Source organism: Alcaligenes faecalis (assembly GCF_009497775.1).
Classification (GTDB): Bacteria; Pseudomonadota; Gammaproteobacteria; order Burkholderiales; family Burkholderiaceae_B; genus Alcaligenes; species Alcaligenes faecalis_D.
The window spans coordinates 3,401,285-3,415,910 of the sequence record NZ_CP031012.1; the positions used below are offsets into that span (position 1 = coordinate 3,401,285).

Genomic DNA, 14,626 nt, shown 5'->3' on the forward strand with positions numbered 1-14,626 from the left:
TTTCTGACAAAGAGCACAACGCCATGGCAGCCATCACCATCTATCACAACCCGGCCTGCGGCACGTCCCGCAATACGCTGGGCCTGATCCGCAATAGCGGTCAAGAGCCCACCATCATCGAATACCTGCAAACGCCGCCAGACCGAGCCACCCTGCTTCGCTTGATTGCAGACTGCGGTCTGAGCGTACGGGAAGTCCTGCGACAAAAAGGGACACCCTACGACGCGCTGCAATTAGGCGACCCGAAATGGTGTGACGAGCAACTGATTGATTTCATGCTGGAGCACCCGATTCTGATCAACCGCCCCATCGTTGTTACCCCACTGGGCACACGCTTATGCCGCCCCTCTGAACAGGTACTGGAGATACTTCCCCAGCCACAACAAGGTGCATTCTGGAAAGAAGACGGCGAGGCTGTCATTGATGCAAAAGGACAAAGAATTGAGCAAGTCTGACCTACCCAATCTGGACGAAGACGCTTTTAGAACCCCAGATCTGACAGAGCTGCTGCCTCAGAAACGTGCTTCACACCCACCCCGCATCCTGCTGTTGTACGGCTCCTTGCGAGAGCGCTCCTACAGCCGTTTTTTGACACAGGAAGCAGCGCGATTGCTGGAAGCAATGGGTGCAGAAACCAGGGTCTTCGATCCCCATGGGCTGCCCTTGCCCGATGGAGCAACAGACGACCATCCCAAAGTGCAAGAGTTGCGCCAGTTAGTGCAGTGGGCTGAAGGCATGGTCTGGACATCACCCGAACGTCACGGTGCCATGAGCAGTGTCCTGAAAGCACAAATCGACTGGATACCGTTAAGCATCGGTGCAGTACGCCCGACGCAAGGCAAAACACTGGCTGTCATGCAAGTGTCTGGCGGCTCGCAATCCTTTAACGCCTTGAACCAGATGCGGGTGCTGGGCCGCTGGATGCGCTTGATCACCATCCCTAACCAGTCTTCCGTTGCCAAAGCCTTTCTGGAGTTTGACGAAGAAGGTCGCATGAAACCCTCGTCCTACTACGAGCGGGTGGTGGACGTGATGGAAGAGCTGGTGAAGTTCACCTTGCTGACGCGTGACTGCGCGGAGTATTTGGTGGATCGATACAGCGAACGCAAGGAGACGGCGCAGGAACTCTCAAAACGGGTGAATCAGCGCAGCATCTAGCAGGCTCCTTAGGGCAAGCAATGCAAAGCTGCCATACTTTTCAACATACACAGCAGCTATACAAGCACTTCCAGGTTGGCAGTTGCTTTGCCCATGCATGGCTCCCACACCCTAGCAAAACTTTGCTTTTTTTTATTCAAACTGACCTTTTTTTAAAAAAATTCAGGGTGTTGGCCTGCAATCTTCATCAGCATTCAGATTTAATAAACCCTCGCCTCTACCTGTTTGTTTATTTGTAAAACGTAGATGGACAAACGCTGCACATACCTGGGCATAGCTACATCGCAACAGGCCCAAAGCCAGAGGAGCAGAGAAATTGAGCATTCTGGAATCCATACCAGAACATTGGGGATACAGATTTGAATCTGCGGGTGCCGCCATAGCCGACGCTCAGGTAGATCCGGCCTCCATTCACCTCAAGACCAAGGCCTATTTTTTCCTGATCATGCTCTGCGCTCAACCCGAGCGCACCTTGGCCATCAATAGCGACCGCCGCCTGACCGGCTTCGCACCGACAGGCAGCATCGAAATCGTGCCTCAGGACTCTGAGCTTTTTTCAACCTGGCGGCACACCAAGCACACCATGCTGATTGCCATGACAGAAAAGCGGCTGTTGCAGTTGAGCGGTCGCGAATGGGGGGAAGATCCCGGAGAGTTTCATCTTCCCAGATTGGGGGTTGTGGATGAAAAAGCGCTGGCCATTGCTGCGGAAATGCGCAATGAACTGGTATGCGCCTCTTTTGGCTATGAAGAGTGCCTCGAATCCCTACTGACGCTTTTCGGCATACATGTCCTGCGCACCTACACCAGTCTGAACAAGCAACCTGCTCATGATCTGCCCATCACCGGCGGTCTGAGCCCCATGGTGCGCAGCCGAGTCATCGAGTACATCCATACTCATTTGTCCAGGAAGATCACCATCGAAACACTCGCGAGCATCGCTGAGCTGTCTCCCAGTCATTTTGCCCGAGCCTTCCGACAATCCCTGGGCCAAACGCCCCATGAATTCGTCATCACTACCCGCTTGCAGCTGGCAAAAAAAATGATTCAGACATCCAGCACTTCGCTATACGAAATATCACAGCTCACGGGCTTTTCCAGCAACAGCCATATGAGCGCGTCCATGAAGAAAGCCTGGGGGCAAAACCCGTCGCAGATCCGTCATTCTGAACGTCAGACCCTCCAGGCACACTGCACCCTGCCTACTTTTCCTACAAAACCCTGACACACAAGGCTGGGCCAACCCCATTGACCTCGGATTCCAACGTATGACTCCCTACCGCTTGACCCCTTTATTACTTGCACTTTTCCTTGGCGTATCTCCAGCCCCTGGCGAAGCCACCAATCTGGATACGCAACATGCGCCACATCACAGCCAGGAACCCAATCAAGCCCCAACATCGGATTTGCCAGCCGGAACATTTGTAGGCGACGACATCAAACTGATATTGAAGCCGCAAGGAAGCTATACCCTCAGCGGTGACGCTGTTGGCACACCCATACACGGTACCTGGTCAATAGACCGACAGGGTAAGCACCCCATCTTGCAATTGGTGCCAGGACGGACAGGCGATACATGGAGCTTCGGTATCCGATCAGCCAACACCTTACAAGTGATAGACCCGGAGAATACGGCTGCCCTGGATAGGCCGTTAGATATCTATGAGGATGCAGGCGTTCTTACTCGGTCAAAAGAATGAAAAATGGGTTCCTGATTGGAACCCATTTTCACTTAAGGCAGACGAGAGACAATATAAGACGTCTCGTACTCATGACCCGGATAAGTGCTGTTGATATGGCGCATCAAGTCATGTTTGCTGATTTCGCCTCGAAACGCATCATGCAGCCAGACCAGAAACTGCTCTTCCTGCGCTTTACTGTTAATAGGCAAACGATCATATTTAGGATTTGCCTTGATCTGAACCAACAAGCCATCCAGCCAGGTTTTAAACGAAGCGTCCTGCTGCGCAGCTACGACGCGCCCATCCTGAACAGTCGTACAGCCCTGCAGCAAAGGGACCACCAGGACCAAAGACAGCAGGGTACTGCCTCCCAATTGTCGAATCAATAATCTCATGGCGCCCCCCTTCAATCCTCAAATAGGTCCCAATAGGTTCCCATCCACTGAAAAGTATAGGAATGCCCAGCCTTTAAACGATAAGTCACCTCGCCATTATGAGAAATCTTGAAGAATCTGGCATTGAAATTCTTGCAGCCATCCTCTTCGTATGACTCGGATCTTTCGCCCCGAATAATATATTGGGCTACCTCGCTTTCCTCTCCGTCTGGAAATGTGCATGACAAGTTGAAATGCACTTCCCCCCTAGGATTGTCGGACGAAATTGTGACAGAACCGGCCTGAGCCGCCCCGCCTACTGCCATTCCCGCAGAAGCGACAAGCAGCAATGCTGCACTCTTCAATCTCATAACTCCCCCTCGGTATCTACTATTTTGGCCAATATCAAGAATCTAAAAAATCCTATTTTGATTTTATCCAATCAAAAATAGACACACAGGCCAGCACAATCAGTTCCTCGCCCTAATTGTTAAAAACCAATCCTTTATTTATTAAATATCTATTCAAAGTCTCCCATCCAAATCACGCAGCCAGCAAAAACACCAACACACGTGTCGGCTGCACCAAGATGGTATTGGATCGTTTTGGAGGCCTGCATGGCCTAAGCAGTTAATGGATTTCGTCTTGAGAGAGAAGGCCCTGAAAAGGGCATATGGAATGACGAGATAGAAGAAGGAACACCCACCTTTCAAGCATGCGCTGAAAGCCATCAACCGCACAAGCCACCAAAGGCGAGCCCGTCAATCCGGCGGTCGCTCAGGATGGTGAAATCAATCTGCAAGCTGAGCAACAAAGCGATCAAGCCAATAAAAACATACCAGAACCATTGCTTTCGGCGCCGTCCACCACCTGACAGCACCAGCACATGGAAAGTCAGTACGGCTGAAAATAACAGCGTCAAAAACATCTACCCCCCTCATTCCAGCGTCTCAAGCAAGGAGCAGCCCTGCAGACTCTGACTCTTCTGGCCAAGAGCAGTCTTGAGTGCCACATCAATATCCTGCTGCAAATCAGCAAGCGACTCCAAGCCCACTGACAAGCGCAGCAGATTATCCCCAATACCGCAGCTCATGCGATCCTCCGGCGACCAGCGCCCATGTGTCGTCGAAGCTGGGTGCGTGACCATGCTGCGTGTGTCGCCAATATTGGTCGCAATGGAAATCAGCTGCAAAGCGTCCATAACAGCCCAAGCCTCTTTTTGGCTCATGCCCACTTCAAAGCTGACCACCCCACCAAAACCGGCCTGCTGTGCGCAGGCTATTTCATGGCAGGGGTGCGACTCCAGGCCCGAGTAAAACACCGCACCTACATGCGGATGCTTCTCCAGCCAACGCGCCATCGACAGTGTGTTGGCACTGATGCGCTGCATACGCAACTCAAGCGTCTCCAGGCTCTTGAGCAGCAGCCATGCATTCATCGGACTCAAGCAGGCTCCCTGCGAACGCAACACCGCCCGCAGCGGCTGCATCAATGCATCGGCTCCACACACCACTCCAGCAATGCACCGCCCGTGGCCATCCATATATTTACCGGCAGAATGCACTACCAAATCTGCGCCTTGTCGTAATGGCCGCTGCAAAACAGGGGTCAGCATGGTGCTGTCTACCAGGAGCAATGCACCATGGGCATGAGCCATGCGCGACAGCCGGGCAATATCGGCGACATGCTGCATCGGATTCGCTGGAGTTTCCACAATCACCAGGCATGTATCACTGTCGATCGCCTTTTCCCAGGCATCGTAATCCAGCATGCCGACGACACGAACCTCAATCCCATAACGGGCAAAATGCTGGCGCAGCATGATCAGGGTCGTGCCAAACACATCACGTGCGCAGACGATATTGCGACCACTCGCTGCAAACGCCATCACCACCGCTGACAGTGCTGCCATACCGGATGCAAACGCCACCGCCGCTTCGGCCTCCTCCAGGAAGGCAACCCGCTGCTCGAACGTGTTTACTGTCGGATTGGTAAAGCGGCTATAGACATTGCCCGGTTCTGTCCCGCAAAAACGAGCAGCCGCCTCACTCGCGGAGCTGAAAGAATACGCAGACGTCAGCGCAAGCGGTTCACAAAAGCTGTCAGAGAAATCGGCATCCTGTCCAATCCTGAGCATTTGTGTCGCACGTTGGTCATTGAACATGATAGATATCTCAGCTGAATTCAGATTGAGTCCGTCGAAACACAACAGACGATAGAAAGAGTGAAGAAACACCAGCGATTGCTGTCAGCAATGCCAGAACCATGACCGTCGCCTGATAACTGCCCAGACGGTCATAGCCGTAAGCACCTAGTTGCGCAGATCCAAAAGCGCCTATCTGGTGAACCAGGAAAAGCATGCCAAATACCTGCCCCTTGACGGCGCCTCCATAGCGATCCAGACAGATCGCGGACGTCAATATGACGGTTCCGAGATAGCTGGCCCCAAATACGGCGGCAAATACATAGGTCGTCAATATTCCGGAGGGAGCCAATAGCAAAGTCATGGCCAGACAACGTAGTACGTAGAAAGCCGCTAGTAGTCGGTGCTGGGCAAATCGCACTGCCAACCAGCCAGCGGCCAAACCACTGATCATTTCCAACACGCCAAACAAGCTCAGACTCATCCCCATGCTTGATCGGCTGACCCCGGCGTCCCGCCATAAAGGCACCAGATGAACGTCAATGAAGGCCATCGACGCTCCACATCCGAAGAAACCAAAGGCGAGGACATAAAAGCCAGGGTCACGCAACACGACGGGCCAGGTACCAACGCGTTTCTCGGGAGCATTTTCAACAGGTTCTTTCGCAGGCAAGGGCACACGCGCACCTAACCAGAACAGCACCGCCAAAGGCCCCAGAAACAGCAGACCGACCACGGAAAACACCTGCTGCCAGTCGAAATGGGCTTGCAACCACAACCAGAATGGGGAAAGAACAATGAATCCAATGGCCGTGCCATTGGTGATCAAGGCGTAAGCAAAACTTTTATGTCTCTGGTCGAACAATCGATCAACCAAGATCCCCATGGGTACAAACGTCATCGCCGCAAGAGAAAACGCGGCCAGCAGTCCATACAGGATGACAAAAAGCCAATATTGATGAGGCATGAGGCCAAGCAAAAGGAAGGCAGCTCCTCCAAGCACACTGCCGATCAATACGGTCCAGATAGGCCCAAAGCGATCAGACAAGGCGCCGACCATCGGCGATGCCAGCCCGGATACCAAAAGGAATACCCCGCCAACAAAACCAAAGTCTGATCGGCCGCGTTCAAAAGAGAGAGCCAGGTCATTGAAATAGACCTGGAAAACCCCTTTGAACGCGCTGGAGAGGAACATCGCCAGAAACCCCAGCCCGACCAGAGAGCGGATCACATTCTTGTTTTGCATGAAGCAGCATCTACCCCAGATTTTTAGTGGCGCACCCAATTAACTCAGACGAATGGTGCTGGGCTGGCAATACTCTCGATGCAAGTTGTCATACATATTCCAGAACAATGTGCAGGTATGGTCCACGGCCTCCAAGGCTTCTTTCTGCAATTTTTCAGTATTACAGAGCTCGGTCACCAAACTCAGCCCTTGCATGACATGGCCAACATCCTCTTCCTGGTGCACGGAAAAGAACAAAAGGTCCTTTTCCTGCAAGCCGTAGACGTCGCCCAAGAGGGTGTGACGAGCCTCACCGGCCTTTGTCTCCAGATTCTGGCCTTCGCTGGCGATCATGACGGCCGCAGCGCCCACATGGTAGCGCTGCGGATCTTCGACAGCTTTCAGTCGATAATCAATCAGCTCTTGCGTGGCGGGTAACGGAGTTGCGGCGTCGCGCTCTTCATCACTAATTCCCAGGGCGCGAATAAAGTTCTGCATCAAAACGACGTGATTGTCTGTCTGGGAGAGGCGGCCCGTCTCTTCTTCATACACATTAACCAGCAAAGCCCGCTTGAATTTTGGGACCGGGCAATAGAAGAAAAGGTGCTCCACATAATGCAGAAAATGCTTGGTCAATTGATAACCTTGCAAAGCCACTTGCTTCAACAATTCCTTATTAGGCTGCTGCGTATTGAGCAATTCAATAAAGATAGGATGAGCCAAAGTAAGATGGCCATGCAATGTACTTTCAAGCTCATTTTTAAATTCTGACTTACTCAACATTTACAAGATCCTTTTTAAGAATTCCTAAATTCCCATGCGTTGGGCCAGCACTTCTATGGATTGCGACATGTAGTGACCCGCAAAAACCTGTCCGGCCACACGGGCATAGTCCGGTAGAATCCCCCAGGTCTGAAAACCATATCGAGTCCATAAACGATGTGCCCGAGACCCCTCGCGCACATCTAAAACAAACTGCTCGATGCCCAACTCCCGAGCTCGGCAGATCAAGGCTCGCAGCGCCTGTTTTGGCAAACCCTGTCCACGAAGCCCCGGAGCCACGACTGCCTTGGCTAACTCGGCACTATGTCGGCAATTGGGCATGCCACTCAAATTCATCATCACAAAGAAAGCGGGCTGACCTGCATAGGTCGCATACAAGGCTTGCGTATCACCGTCTGCAACCCTGCGATTCAGAGCGTCCAGGAACATGTGCGCCTGCTCTCCCGAAAGCTCGGAGGCAAACCCCAGCGTGCCGTTATCAGCGACAGTCTTATTGATCAGCTCTAGCACCCCGGAGCCGGTTGATCCCATAAAAGCAGGATTCCAATGCAGCTCAATGACTCTTGATTCTTCCGCCACAAGGACAAATCCTTTCCATGTAAAAAGTTCTTGCTTATCGTAGTTTTTCGACTAGCCAAGCTCCAGACTGTTTCAGGACATAAATAGAAAAAAAAACACCATTAAAGAAAAAGAATAAAAGGCGATAACATGAGTCAATCAAATCAATGATTCATCCGAATAAGCCATGAAGCGGATTTTCTTTGTAATCCTTCCCCAGATGCACATCCTGGATCTGGGAGGGCCCATGCAGATCTTTGCCTCTCTAACAGAGCTGGATATAGCCGACATAAAAATCCAGTGTGTGGGACCGGAACCCCACATACAAAGCTACCAAGGGCTTTGTCTGAACGCGATCGCGCCCCTCCCGAAACGTCTGATCGAAGGAGATGTCATTGTCGTAGTCGGAAGCAAAATCCAGGCCGAACTCCCCGCTACCTCAGCCCAGCAAAAAGTGACGCGATGGCTCAGTGAGATCGGAGGGAAACTGCCGCCGGGAGTCTTGATCGCTAGCGTTTGCACGGGTGCTGTACAACTGGCACAAGCAGGACTACTGGATGGCCGCCTCTGCACGACGCATCACAATCACCTCAAAATGCTGCAACAACTTGCGCCACAAGCGCGGGTTATCAACAAACGCATCCTTGTGCAGGATGGCCCGATCTACACTTCAGCTGGCGTTTCTGCGGGCATCGATCTGGCATTGCACTTGATCACTCAGTATTTCGGCAGCGCCATCAGCGCACGCATCGCGCGCGAAAATCTGATTCAATTTCGGCGTCTGGAAGCAGACCCGCAGTTAAGCGTCCATCTGAGTTATCGCAATCACCAACATCCCTTGATTCATGCCGTGCAAGACTGGTTGGCACAGCAGACGACGGTCCAGACCCCGCTCAAGGAATCCTTATCAGCACAGTTTTCAGTCAGCTACAGGCATCTGAGCCGTCTGTTCATGAAAGAGTGCGGGATCAGTCTGAAGCAGTACCAACAAATCATGCGACTGGACAGATCACGCCAATTATTTATGGATACCGACTGGTCTATTGAACGCATTGCCGAGCACTGCGGTTTTGCCAGCCTGCAATCATTTCGTGCCGCCTGGCGGCAACACGAAACACTTTCTCCTTCCAAATGGCGGGAGAAACAAAAGCAGGACTCCCAAGGCCTGAGCTGCTCTTGATCTGTTCCAGTCAGTGATCTTTTTGCTGTCACTGTGCGTAGTCGGCCTGCACATGAATTATTAATTTCACCGACTTTGTAAAACAGGCCCAACAAAAAAGCCCCCGCACATTGCTGTGCGGGGGCTTTCGGATTCTGGCGGACAGAGGGGGATTCGAACCCCCGATACGCTATAAACGTATACACGCTTTCCAGGCGTGCGCCTTCAACCACTCGGCCACCTGTCCTAATTGTTCTTCTTGGCCAAGCAATTTGAAGCTGCTAATGCCAAGTCCATAATAATAGCAGCACTTGTCCTTGTAACGCAAGTGCTCAAATTTTTTCCGTGGCTAATTGTTGGTGGCAACGAAGCAGCAACATCAATTTATATTGAATACGGTCTCTTGGACTGTTTGCATAAAGACCATTGCCATGCTTTCGCAGGTCTCTTGCCTTCATTCCAGTCCAAGCCCTAATGCTGAAAAACGATTTATTCCGAGTCCGGCGGATAAGCCCCACCTACCGCTCGCAGCAAGGCTTCCCAATGATCGCGTTGGCGTGCCAGGACGCGCAGATCAGCACCTAGCAAGCGAACATCGGTAAACTCAAAGGGCTCTACATCGTCCAGCCCGGCCAGCTCGGTAATATCGGCCACGCCTCGTCCCTGCCCCAGAATCTTGGGGGCCAGGTACATCAGCAATTGGTCAACGACACCAGCATCGATCAAAGCGCCAGAAAGACGGGCACCGGCTTCTGCGTGGACTTCATTGATCTGTTGATCGGTCATCCAGTCCAGAACGGCGCGCACATCCACCTGGCCTTCGTGTAAGGGCATGGGAATGACCTGCGCATTACGATCTGCCAGTTCGGCCTCGCGCTCGGGATCACGGCGGTGGCTGAATACCCAGCATGGCGTGCCATCCAGCAAGGCGGCTTTCGGGTCCATGCGTAAATGCGTGTCCAGCACTGCCTTGATCGGGGGGCGAGGTGTGGAAACCGCCCGCACGTTCATTAGCGGGTTATCCGCGTGCACGGTTCCGATGCCAGTCAGCACAACGCAGCTGCGAGCGCGCCAGTGGTGGCCATCGTCACGGGCCTGCGGTCCGGTAATCCATTGCGAGCGGCCATCCGGCAAGGCACTGCGGCCATCCAGCGAGGCCGCCATTTTCATCCACAACCAAGGGCGCCCACGTGTCATGCGGGCAAAGAAACCCGCATTGATCGCCAACGCCTGCTCCACGCACAAGGGGCCATCTACGGTGATACCCGCCTGACGCAGGCGTGAAACACCGTTGCCAGCCACCAGAGGATTCGGGTCGTACATGGAAAAGACGACTCGCCCGGCGCCTGCTTTGACCAGCGCATCGGCACAAGGAGGCGTGCGGCCATGGTGACTGCAAGGTTCCAGGGTGACGTAGAAGGTAGCACCGGCCACGTTGACGCCGCGCTCCTTGGCTTGGCGCAAGGCCATTACTTCTGCGTGAGGACCACCCGCTTGCTGCGTCGAACCCGAAGCCAGCAATTGGCCATCGCGCACAATCAGGCAGGCAACTCGTGGATTGGGGGCACTGATATAAAGGGATTTCTCGGCCAGCTCCAGGGCTTGCCGCATCCAGATGACGTCTTCTTGCTCGACCATCGCCTTAGCCGCGGTCGGGATCGTTCATTTCGTCGATCGCCTGTACGAACTCGCGGATGTCTTTAAAGCTCTTGTAGACCGAGGCAAAGCGCACATACGCTACCTGGTCCAGCTGCTTGAGCTCGGCCATCACCAGCTCGCCTATGGTCTCGGAGGAGACTTCGCGCTCGCCAGTCAGTTGAAGTTTTTCTTCGATGCGCTGCACAGCGGCATCGACCTGAGCCATGGGAATGGAACGCTTGCGTAGTGCAACGCCCATGCTCGCCCGCAAACGTGCGGGGTCAAAATCCATACGGGTGCCATTGCGCTTGGCCACAACGGGCAGGCTCAGTTCAGCACGCTCGTAGGTCGTGAAGCGCCGTTCACAGGCCGAGCATTTACGACGTCGCCGTATGGCGTCGCCTTCTTCGGTGATTCGAGAGTCGATCACCTGGGTATCGGCATGGTGGCAGAACGGACACTTCATTCAAGATCGCGGGCCTTGCAGCCCGCTCCGGCTGGATTACTTGGAGGAGTAAACGGGCAACTTGGCAGTCAGCTCGTGTACACGGCGACGAACGTCCGCCAAAACGGCTTCGTCGTGAGGATTGTCCAGTACATCAGCAATCAGGTGCGCCGTCAATTCCGCTTCGGCTTCTTTAAAGCCGCGAGTGGTCATGGCAGGAGTACCCAAACGCACGCCGCTGGTGACAAATGGCTTTTCAGGGTCGTTAGGAATGGCGTTCTTGTTGACCGTGATGTGAGCCTTGCCCAGTGCTTCTTCGGCCACTTTACCGGTGATGCCCTTGGGACGCAGATCCACCAGCATGACGTGGCTTTCGGTGCGACCGGACACGATGCGCAGACCGCGCTCGACCAGGGTGCGAGCCAGCACGTCAGCGTTTTTCACAACTTGAGCAGCGTAGGTCTTGAATTCAGGAGCCAGGGCTTCTTTGAATGCAACAGCCTTACCAGCGATCACGTGGATCAGTGGGCCGCCTTGAATGCCGGGGAAAATAGCCGAGTTGATGGCTTTTTCGTGTTCGGCCTTCATCATGATGACGCCACCACGAGGACCGCGCAGGGACTTGTGAGTCGTGGACGTCACAAAGTCAGCGTGAGGTACGGGGTTGGGGTAGGCACCACCAGCAACCAGACCGGCGTAGTGGGCAATGTCCACCATGAACAGGGCGCCGTTTTCATGAGCGATACGAGCCATGCGTTCAAAGTCGATGCGCAGGGCGTAAGCCGAAGCACCACCCACGATCAGCTTGGGCTTGTGCTCTTTGGCCAGGCGCTCCAGCTCGTCGTAGTCCAGCTCTTCGTTCTCGTCCAGACCGTAGGACACGAAGTTGTACAGCTTGCCCGATGCGTTCACGGGGGAACCGTGAGTCAAGTGACCGCCTTCAGCCAGGCTCATGCCCAGAACGGTGTCACCGGGTTTGAGCACAGCCATGTACACGCCCTGGTTGGCTTGCGAACCGGAGTTGGGCTGCACGTTGGCGGCTTCAGCGCCGAACAGCTCTTTCAGGCGGTCAATAGCCAATTGCTCGACCACGTCCACGAACTCGCAACCGCCGTAGTAGCGCTTGCCAGGATAACCTTCCGCGTATTTGTTGGTCAGTTGTGTGCCCTGGGCCTGCATCACGGCGGGGCTGGTGTAGTTTTCCGAGGCGATCAGCTCGATGTGCTGCTCCTGGCGCACATCTTCGCTTTGAATCGCAGCCCAAAGATCGGGGTCAACTTTGTCAAGAGTCGCAGAACGGTCAAACATGAGGGTTCCTAAGGATAAAGTGGTAGCAAACTAAGAAAGCAACATTTTAGCGCGGAAGCGCATCAAACCACCGAGACAAACGTCTCCGGTGGCAGAAACCCCAAAAAATGTGGAAATAAGTAAGGCGGCGGCAGGCGGACTCAAGAGAATATGAAAAAAACTCAAACAGTCCGCCCTGGGGAATCAGGATTGCTGGATCAAACGGGGATTCAGGGTGTACATGCCGGTCAGGGATGCACGACCCAGAATATGACCTTCCATGGCGCGCAACACGTCCTGGCCATTGAAGCGACCTTCCAAAGGCAGCTCGGCAATATCCAGGGCATAGACCGTAAAGACATAGCGGTGCGGCAAGGCATCGTTCCACGGAGGGCACGGGCCGTCGTAGCCGAAGTAATCACCGTTCATGTCGCGGTCGCTGGCAAACCAGTTGGTATAGTCGTTCACGCCCTGGCGCGTATCGTCCAGAGCCAGTGGACCGGCTTTACCGCGTGGCGTGATGCCCTTGGAATAAGAGCCCTCTGCCAGGCTACGCAGCTCGGGCGAGACGTTAATCAAGACCCAATGGAAGAAATCCACCCGTGGCAAATCCGCCGGTACCTCGCGCCCATCCTGGTTCACATCGTCCGGTTTACTGGGGACATCGGGGTCGTGGCAAATAACCACAAAGGATTGGGTCTGCTCGGGAACATCGGACCATTCCAGATGCGGATTGGCGTTACCGGCCAAGGCGACTCTCGATTGCGCGTCGTAACGGCAAAATGCCAGACGCTCGGGAATCACGCTCTGATCTTGAAAAGAATCACTACGCAGTTTCATTGCAGACCTCCACAATCAATCAGCCGGTCAAAGTGACGCGCGCAAACTTGCGCTTGCCCACTTGCAGCACATAGCTGCCCGGCTCCAGTTGCAAACCTTTATCGTCCACACGTTCGCCGTTGATGCGCACTCCGCCCTGCTCCACGTTGCGCTGGGCTTCGCTGCCCGAAGCAACCAGACCTGCTTCGCGCAAGACGCGCAGCAAGGCCAGTTCGCCCGCCACGGTGACCTCGGGCATGTCCTCGGGCATTTCGCCACGACGGAAACGGGCATCGAACGTTTCCAGTGCCTGCGCGGCGGCCTGGGCGTTATGGAAACGTGTGACGATTTCCTGTGCCAACTCCACTTTCACTTCACGTGGGTTACGACCTTCCTCAATCTGCTTTTGCAGACCGGCGATGTCTTCCAGGCTACGGAAAGACAGCAGCTCGAAGTAACGCCACATCAAGGTATCGGAGATGGACATCAACTTGCCGAACATGGAGTCCGGCGTTTCACTGATACCAATGTAATTGCCTTTGGATTTGGACATTTTTTCTACGCCGTCCAAACCCACCAGCAATGGCATGGTCAAAATGCATTGCTGTTCCTGACCATATTCTTTTTGCAATTCACGACCCACCAGCAAATTGAATTTCTGGTCGGTACCGCCCAATTCCACGTCCGCTTTCAATTGAACCGAATCGTAGCCTTGCAGCAAGGGGTACAGAAATTCGTGAATCGAAATAGGCTGATTGCCTTTAAAGCGTTTGGTGAAATCATCACGCTCCATCATGCGGGCCACGGTGTAACGCGAAGCCAGCTGAATCATGCCGCGCGAACCGAGCTTGTCGCACCATTCCGAGTTGTAGCGAACTTCGGTACGGGCCGGGTCCAGAACCAGCGCAGCCTGATCGTAGTAGGTCTTGGCGTTGGCAATGACCTGCTCGGGCGTCAAGGGCGGACGAGTCGTGTTGCGGCCGCTGGGATCACCAATGGTCGAGGTGAAGTCGCCAATCAAAAAGATGACGGTATGCCCCAGATCCTGCAGCTGGCGCATCTTGTTGAGCACCACTGTGTGCCCCAGGTGAATGTCGGGAGCCGTAGGGTCCAGACCCAGCTTGATCCGCAGCGGCTGTCCTGTTGCATGGCTGCGCGCCAGTTTGCGGGCAAACTCGGATTCGACGAGCAATTCGTCGCAGCCGCGTTTGACGATGGCTAAATCAGCCAGGACTTCTGGAGAAAGGGGCTCTGAGGGGGATGACATAACAAATCTGGTGACAAACTAATGAGTAAAAATGCTCGAAAAATTAAGCCTAATGCGCTAGGATAGCCTGCTATTGCGAGACGTGCTT

At 53.9% G+C, this 14,626-nt stretch carries 16 protein-coding genes and 1 tRNA gene; 5 read left to right on the forward strand and 12 right to left on the reverse strand.

Annotated elements, in window-relative coordinates; translation table 11 throughout:
- The first annotated feature begins 23 nt into the window (after nucleotides 1–23).
- The 4 genes from arsC to DUD43_RS15695 all read left to right on the forward strand — a co-directional run bounded on the left by arsC (nucleotide 24) and on the right by DUD43_RS15695 (nucleotide 2,858).
- Nucleotides 24–455 carry an arsenate reductase (glutaredoxin) gene (gene arsC, locus DUD43_RS15680; RefSeq protein WP_153231009.1) on the forward strand — a complete coding sequence of 144 codons (432 nt, stop codon included), beginning with the start codon at nucleotides 24–26 and terminating at the stop codon, nucleotides 453–455.
- Nucleotides 442–1,158 carry an arsenical resistance protein ArsH gene (arsH, locus tag DUD43_RS15685; RefSeq protein WP_153231010.1) on the forward strand — a complete coding sequence of 239 codons (717 nt, stop codon included), beginning with the start codon at nucleotides 442–444 and terminating at the stop codon, nucleotides 1,156–1,158. Before arsC ends, arsH begins: the two co-directional genes overlap by 14 nt.
- Before the next feature lie 316 nt (nucleotides 1,159–1,474).
- Nucleotides 1,475–2,383 (forward strand): helix-turn-helix domain-containing protein, encoded by a 909-nt coding sequence (locus tag DUD43_RS15690; protein ID WP_153231011.1) that lies wholly within the window; start codon nucleotides 1,475–1,477, stop codon nucleotides 2,381–2,383.
- A 43-nt stretch (nucleotides 2,384–2,426) separates the two neighbouring features.
- Nucleotides 2,427–2,858 carry a hypothetical protein gene (locus DUD43_RS15695; protein WP_153231012.1) on the forward strand — a complete coding sequence of 144 codons (432 nt, stop codon included), beginning with the start codon at nucleotides 2,427–2,429 and terminating at the stop codon, nucleotides 2,856–2,858.
- Nucleotides 2,859–2,890: 32 nt separating this feature from the next.
- Here the strand turns inward: DUD43_RS15695 and DUD43_RS15700 are convergent, their stop codons facing one another.
- From DUD43_RS15700 to DUD43_RS15725, 6 genes are all read right to left on the reverse strand, one after another.
- Nucleotides 2,891–3,235: a hypothetical protein gene (locus DUD43_RS15700; protein ID WP_153231013.1), complete on the reverse strand. Its 345-nt coding sequence runs from the start codon at nucleotides 3,233–3,235 to the stop codon at nucleotides 2,891–2,893.
- A gap of 709 nt (nucleotides 3,236–3,944) precedes the next feature.
- Nucleotides 3,945–4,142 carry a hypothetical protein gene (locus tag DUD43_RS15705; RefSeq protein ID WP_153231014.1) on the reverse strand — a complete coding sequence of 66 codons (198 nt, stop codon included), beginning with the start codon at nucleotides 4,140–4,142 and terminating at the stop codon, nucleotides 3,945–3,947.
- A gap of 9 nt (nucleotides 4,143–4,151) precedes the next feature.
- Complete coding sequence (locus tag DUD43_RS15710; protein WP_228125820.1) at nucleotides 4,152–5,450, reverse strand: aminotransferase class V-fold PLP-dependent enzyme; 1,299 nt, start codon at nucleotides 5,448–5,450, stop codon at nucleotides 4,152–4,154.
- The gene (locus tag DUD43_RS15715) at nucleotides 5,389–6,603 is read right to left on the reverse strand and encodes an MFS transporter (RefSeq protein WP_153231015.1); all 1,215 of its coding nucleotides are present in this window, start codon (nucleotides 6,601–6,603) and stop codon (nucleotides 5,389–5,391) included. Before DUD43_RS15715 ends, DUD43_RS15710 begins: the two co-directional genes overlap by 62 nt.
- A gap of 39 nt (nucleotides 6,604–6,642) precedes the next feature.
- Complete coding sequence (locus DUD43_RS15720) at nucleotides 6,643–7,365, reverse strand: TenA family transcriptional regulator (RefSeq protein ID WP_153231016.1); 723 nt, start codon at nucleotides 7,363–7,365, stop codon at nucleotides 6,643–6,645.
- Nucleotides 7,366–7,389: 24 nt separating this feature from the next.
- Complete coding sequence (locus DUD43_RS15725; protein ID WP_153231017.1) at nucleotides 7,390–7,944, reverse strand: GNAT family N-acetyltransferase; 555 nt, start codon at nucleotides 7,942–7,944, stop codon at nucleotides 7,390–7,392.
- Between the two features lie 166 nt (nucleotides 7,945–8,110).
- On the opposite strand from DUD43_RS15725, the gene DUD43_RS15730 reads away from it, so the two are divergent.
- Complete coding sequence (locus tag DUD43_RS15730) at nucleotides 8,111–9,103, forward strand: GlxA family transcriptional regulator (protein ID WP_153231018.1); 993 nt, start codon at nucleotides 8,111–8,113, stop codon at nucleotides 9,101–9,103.
- Nucleotides 9,104–9,238: 135 nt separating this feature from the next.
- Here DUD43_RS15730 and DUD43_RS15735 read toward each other — a convergent pair.
- The 6 genes from DUD43_RS15735 to tyrS form a co-directional block, all read right to left on the reverse strand.
- Nucleotides 9,239–9,329 (reverse strand) — tRNA-Ser (locus DUD43_RS15735).
- Nucleotides 9,330–9,571: 242 nt separating this feature from the next.
- Entirely contained in the window at nucleotides 9,572–10,720 is a 1,149-nt protein-coding gene (gene ribD / locus DUD43_RS15740) for a bifunctional diaminohydroxyphosphoribosylaminopyrimidine deaminase/5-amino-6-(5-phosphoribosylamino)uracil reductase RibD (protein ID WP_153231019.1), read from the reverse strand.
- Nucleotides 10,721–10,724: 4 nt separating this feature from the next.
- Nucleotides 10,725–11,186 carry a transcriptional regulator NrdR gene (gene nrdR / locus DUD43_RS15745; protein WP_094197704.1) on the reverse strand — a complete coding sequence of 154 codons (462 nt, stop codon included), beginning with the start codon at nucleotides 11,184–11,186 and terminating at the stop codon, nucleotides 10,725–10,727.
- Between the two features lie 36 nt (nucleotides 11,187–11,222).
- The gene (glyA, locus tag DUD43_RS15750) at nucleotides 11,223–12,473 is read right to left on the reverse strand and encodes a serine hydroxymethyltransferase (RefSeq protein WP_153231020.1); all 1,251 of its coding nucleotides are present in this window, start codon (nucleotides 12,471–12,473) and stop codon (nucleotides 11,223–11,225) included.
- A gap of 183 nt (nucleotides 12,474–12,656) precedes the next feature.
- A complete protein-coding gene (locus tag DUD43_RS15755; protein ID WP_153231021.1) occupies nucleotides 12,657–13,292 on the reverse strand; it encodes a YbhB/YbcL family Raf kinase inhibitor-like protein in 636 nt (211 codons plus the stop codon).
- A gap of 19 nt (nucleotides 13,293–13,311) precedes the next feature.
- Complete coding sequence (gene tyrS / locus DUD43_RS15760) at nucleotides 13,312–14,538, reverse strand: tyrosine--tRNA ligase (protein ID WP_153231022.1); 1,227 nt, start codon at nucleotides 14,536–14,538, stop codon at nucleotides 13,312–13,314.
- Between the last annotated feature and the right edge of the window lie 88 nt (nucleotides 14,539–14,626).

Bases quoted from the DNA above. Each gene is read 5' to 3' on its own strand.
- DUD43_RS15730 (WP_153231018.1), top strand. From the start codon at position 8,111: ATGAAGCGGATTTTCTTTGTAATCCTTCCCCAGATGCACATCCTGGAT.
- DUD43_RS15755 (WP_153231021.1), bottom strand. From the start codon at position 13,292: ATGAAACTGCGTAGTGATTCTTTTCAAGATCAGAGCGTGATTCCCGAG.
- nrdR (WP_094197704.1), bottom strand. From the start codon at position 11,186: ATGAAGTGTCCGTTCTGCCACCATGCCGATACCCAGGTGATCGACTCT.
- glyA (WP_153231020.1), bottom strand. From the start codon at position 12,473: ATGTTTGACCGTTCTGCGACTCTTGACAAAGTTGACCCCGATCTTTGG.
- arsC (WP_153231009.1), top strand. From the start codon at position 24: ATGGCAGCCATCACCATCTATCACAACCCGGCCTGCGGCACGTCCCGC.
- ribD (WP_153231019.1), bottom strand. From the start codon at position 10,720: ATGGTCGAGCAAGAAGACGTCATCTGGATGCGGCAAGCCCTGGAGCTG.
- DUD43_RS15700 (WP_153231013.1), bottom strand. From the start codon at position 3,235: ATGAGATTATTGATTCGACAATTGGGAGGCAGTACCCTGCTGTCTTTG.
- DUD43_RS15715 (WP_153231015.1), bottom strand. From the start codon at position 6,603: ATGCAAAACAAGAATGTGATCCGCTCTCTGGTCGGGCTGGGGTTTCTG.
- DUD43_RS15705 (WP_153231014.1), bottom strand. From the start codon at position 4,142: ATGTTTTTGACGCTGTTATTTTCAGCCGTACTGACTTTCCATGTGCTG.
- tyrS (WP_153231022.1), bottom strand. From the start codon at position 14,538: ATGTCATCCCCCTCAGAGCCCCTTTCTCCAGAAGTCCTGGCTGATTTA.
- DUD43_RS15720 (WP_153231016.1), bottom strand. From the start codon at position 7,365: ATGTTGAGTAAGTCAGAATTTAAAAATGAGCTTGAAAGTACATTGCAT.
- DUD43_RS15695 (WP_153231012.1), top strand. From the start codon at position 2,427: ATGACTCCCTACCGCTTGACCCCTTTATTACTTGCACTTTTCCTTGGC.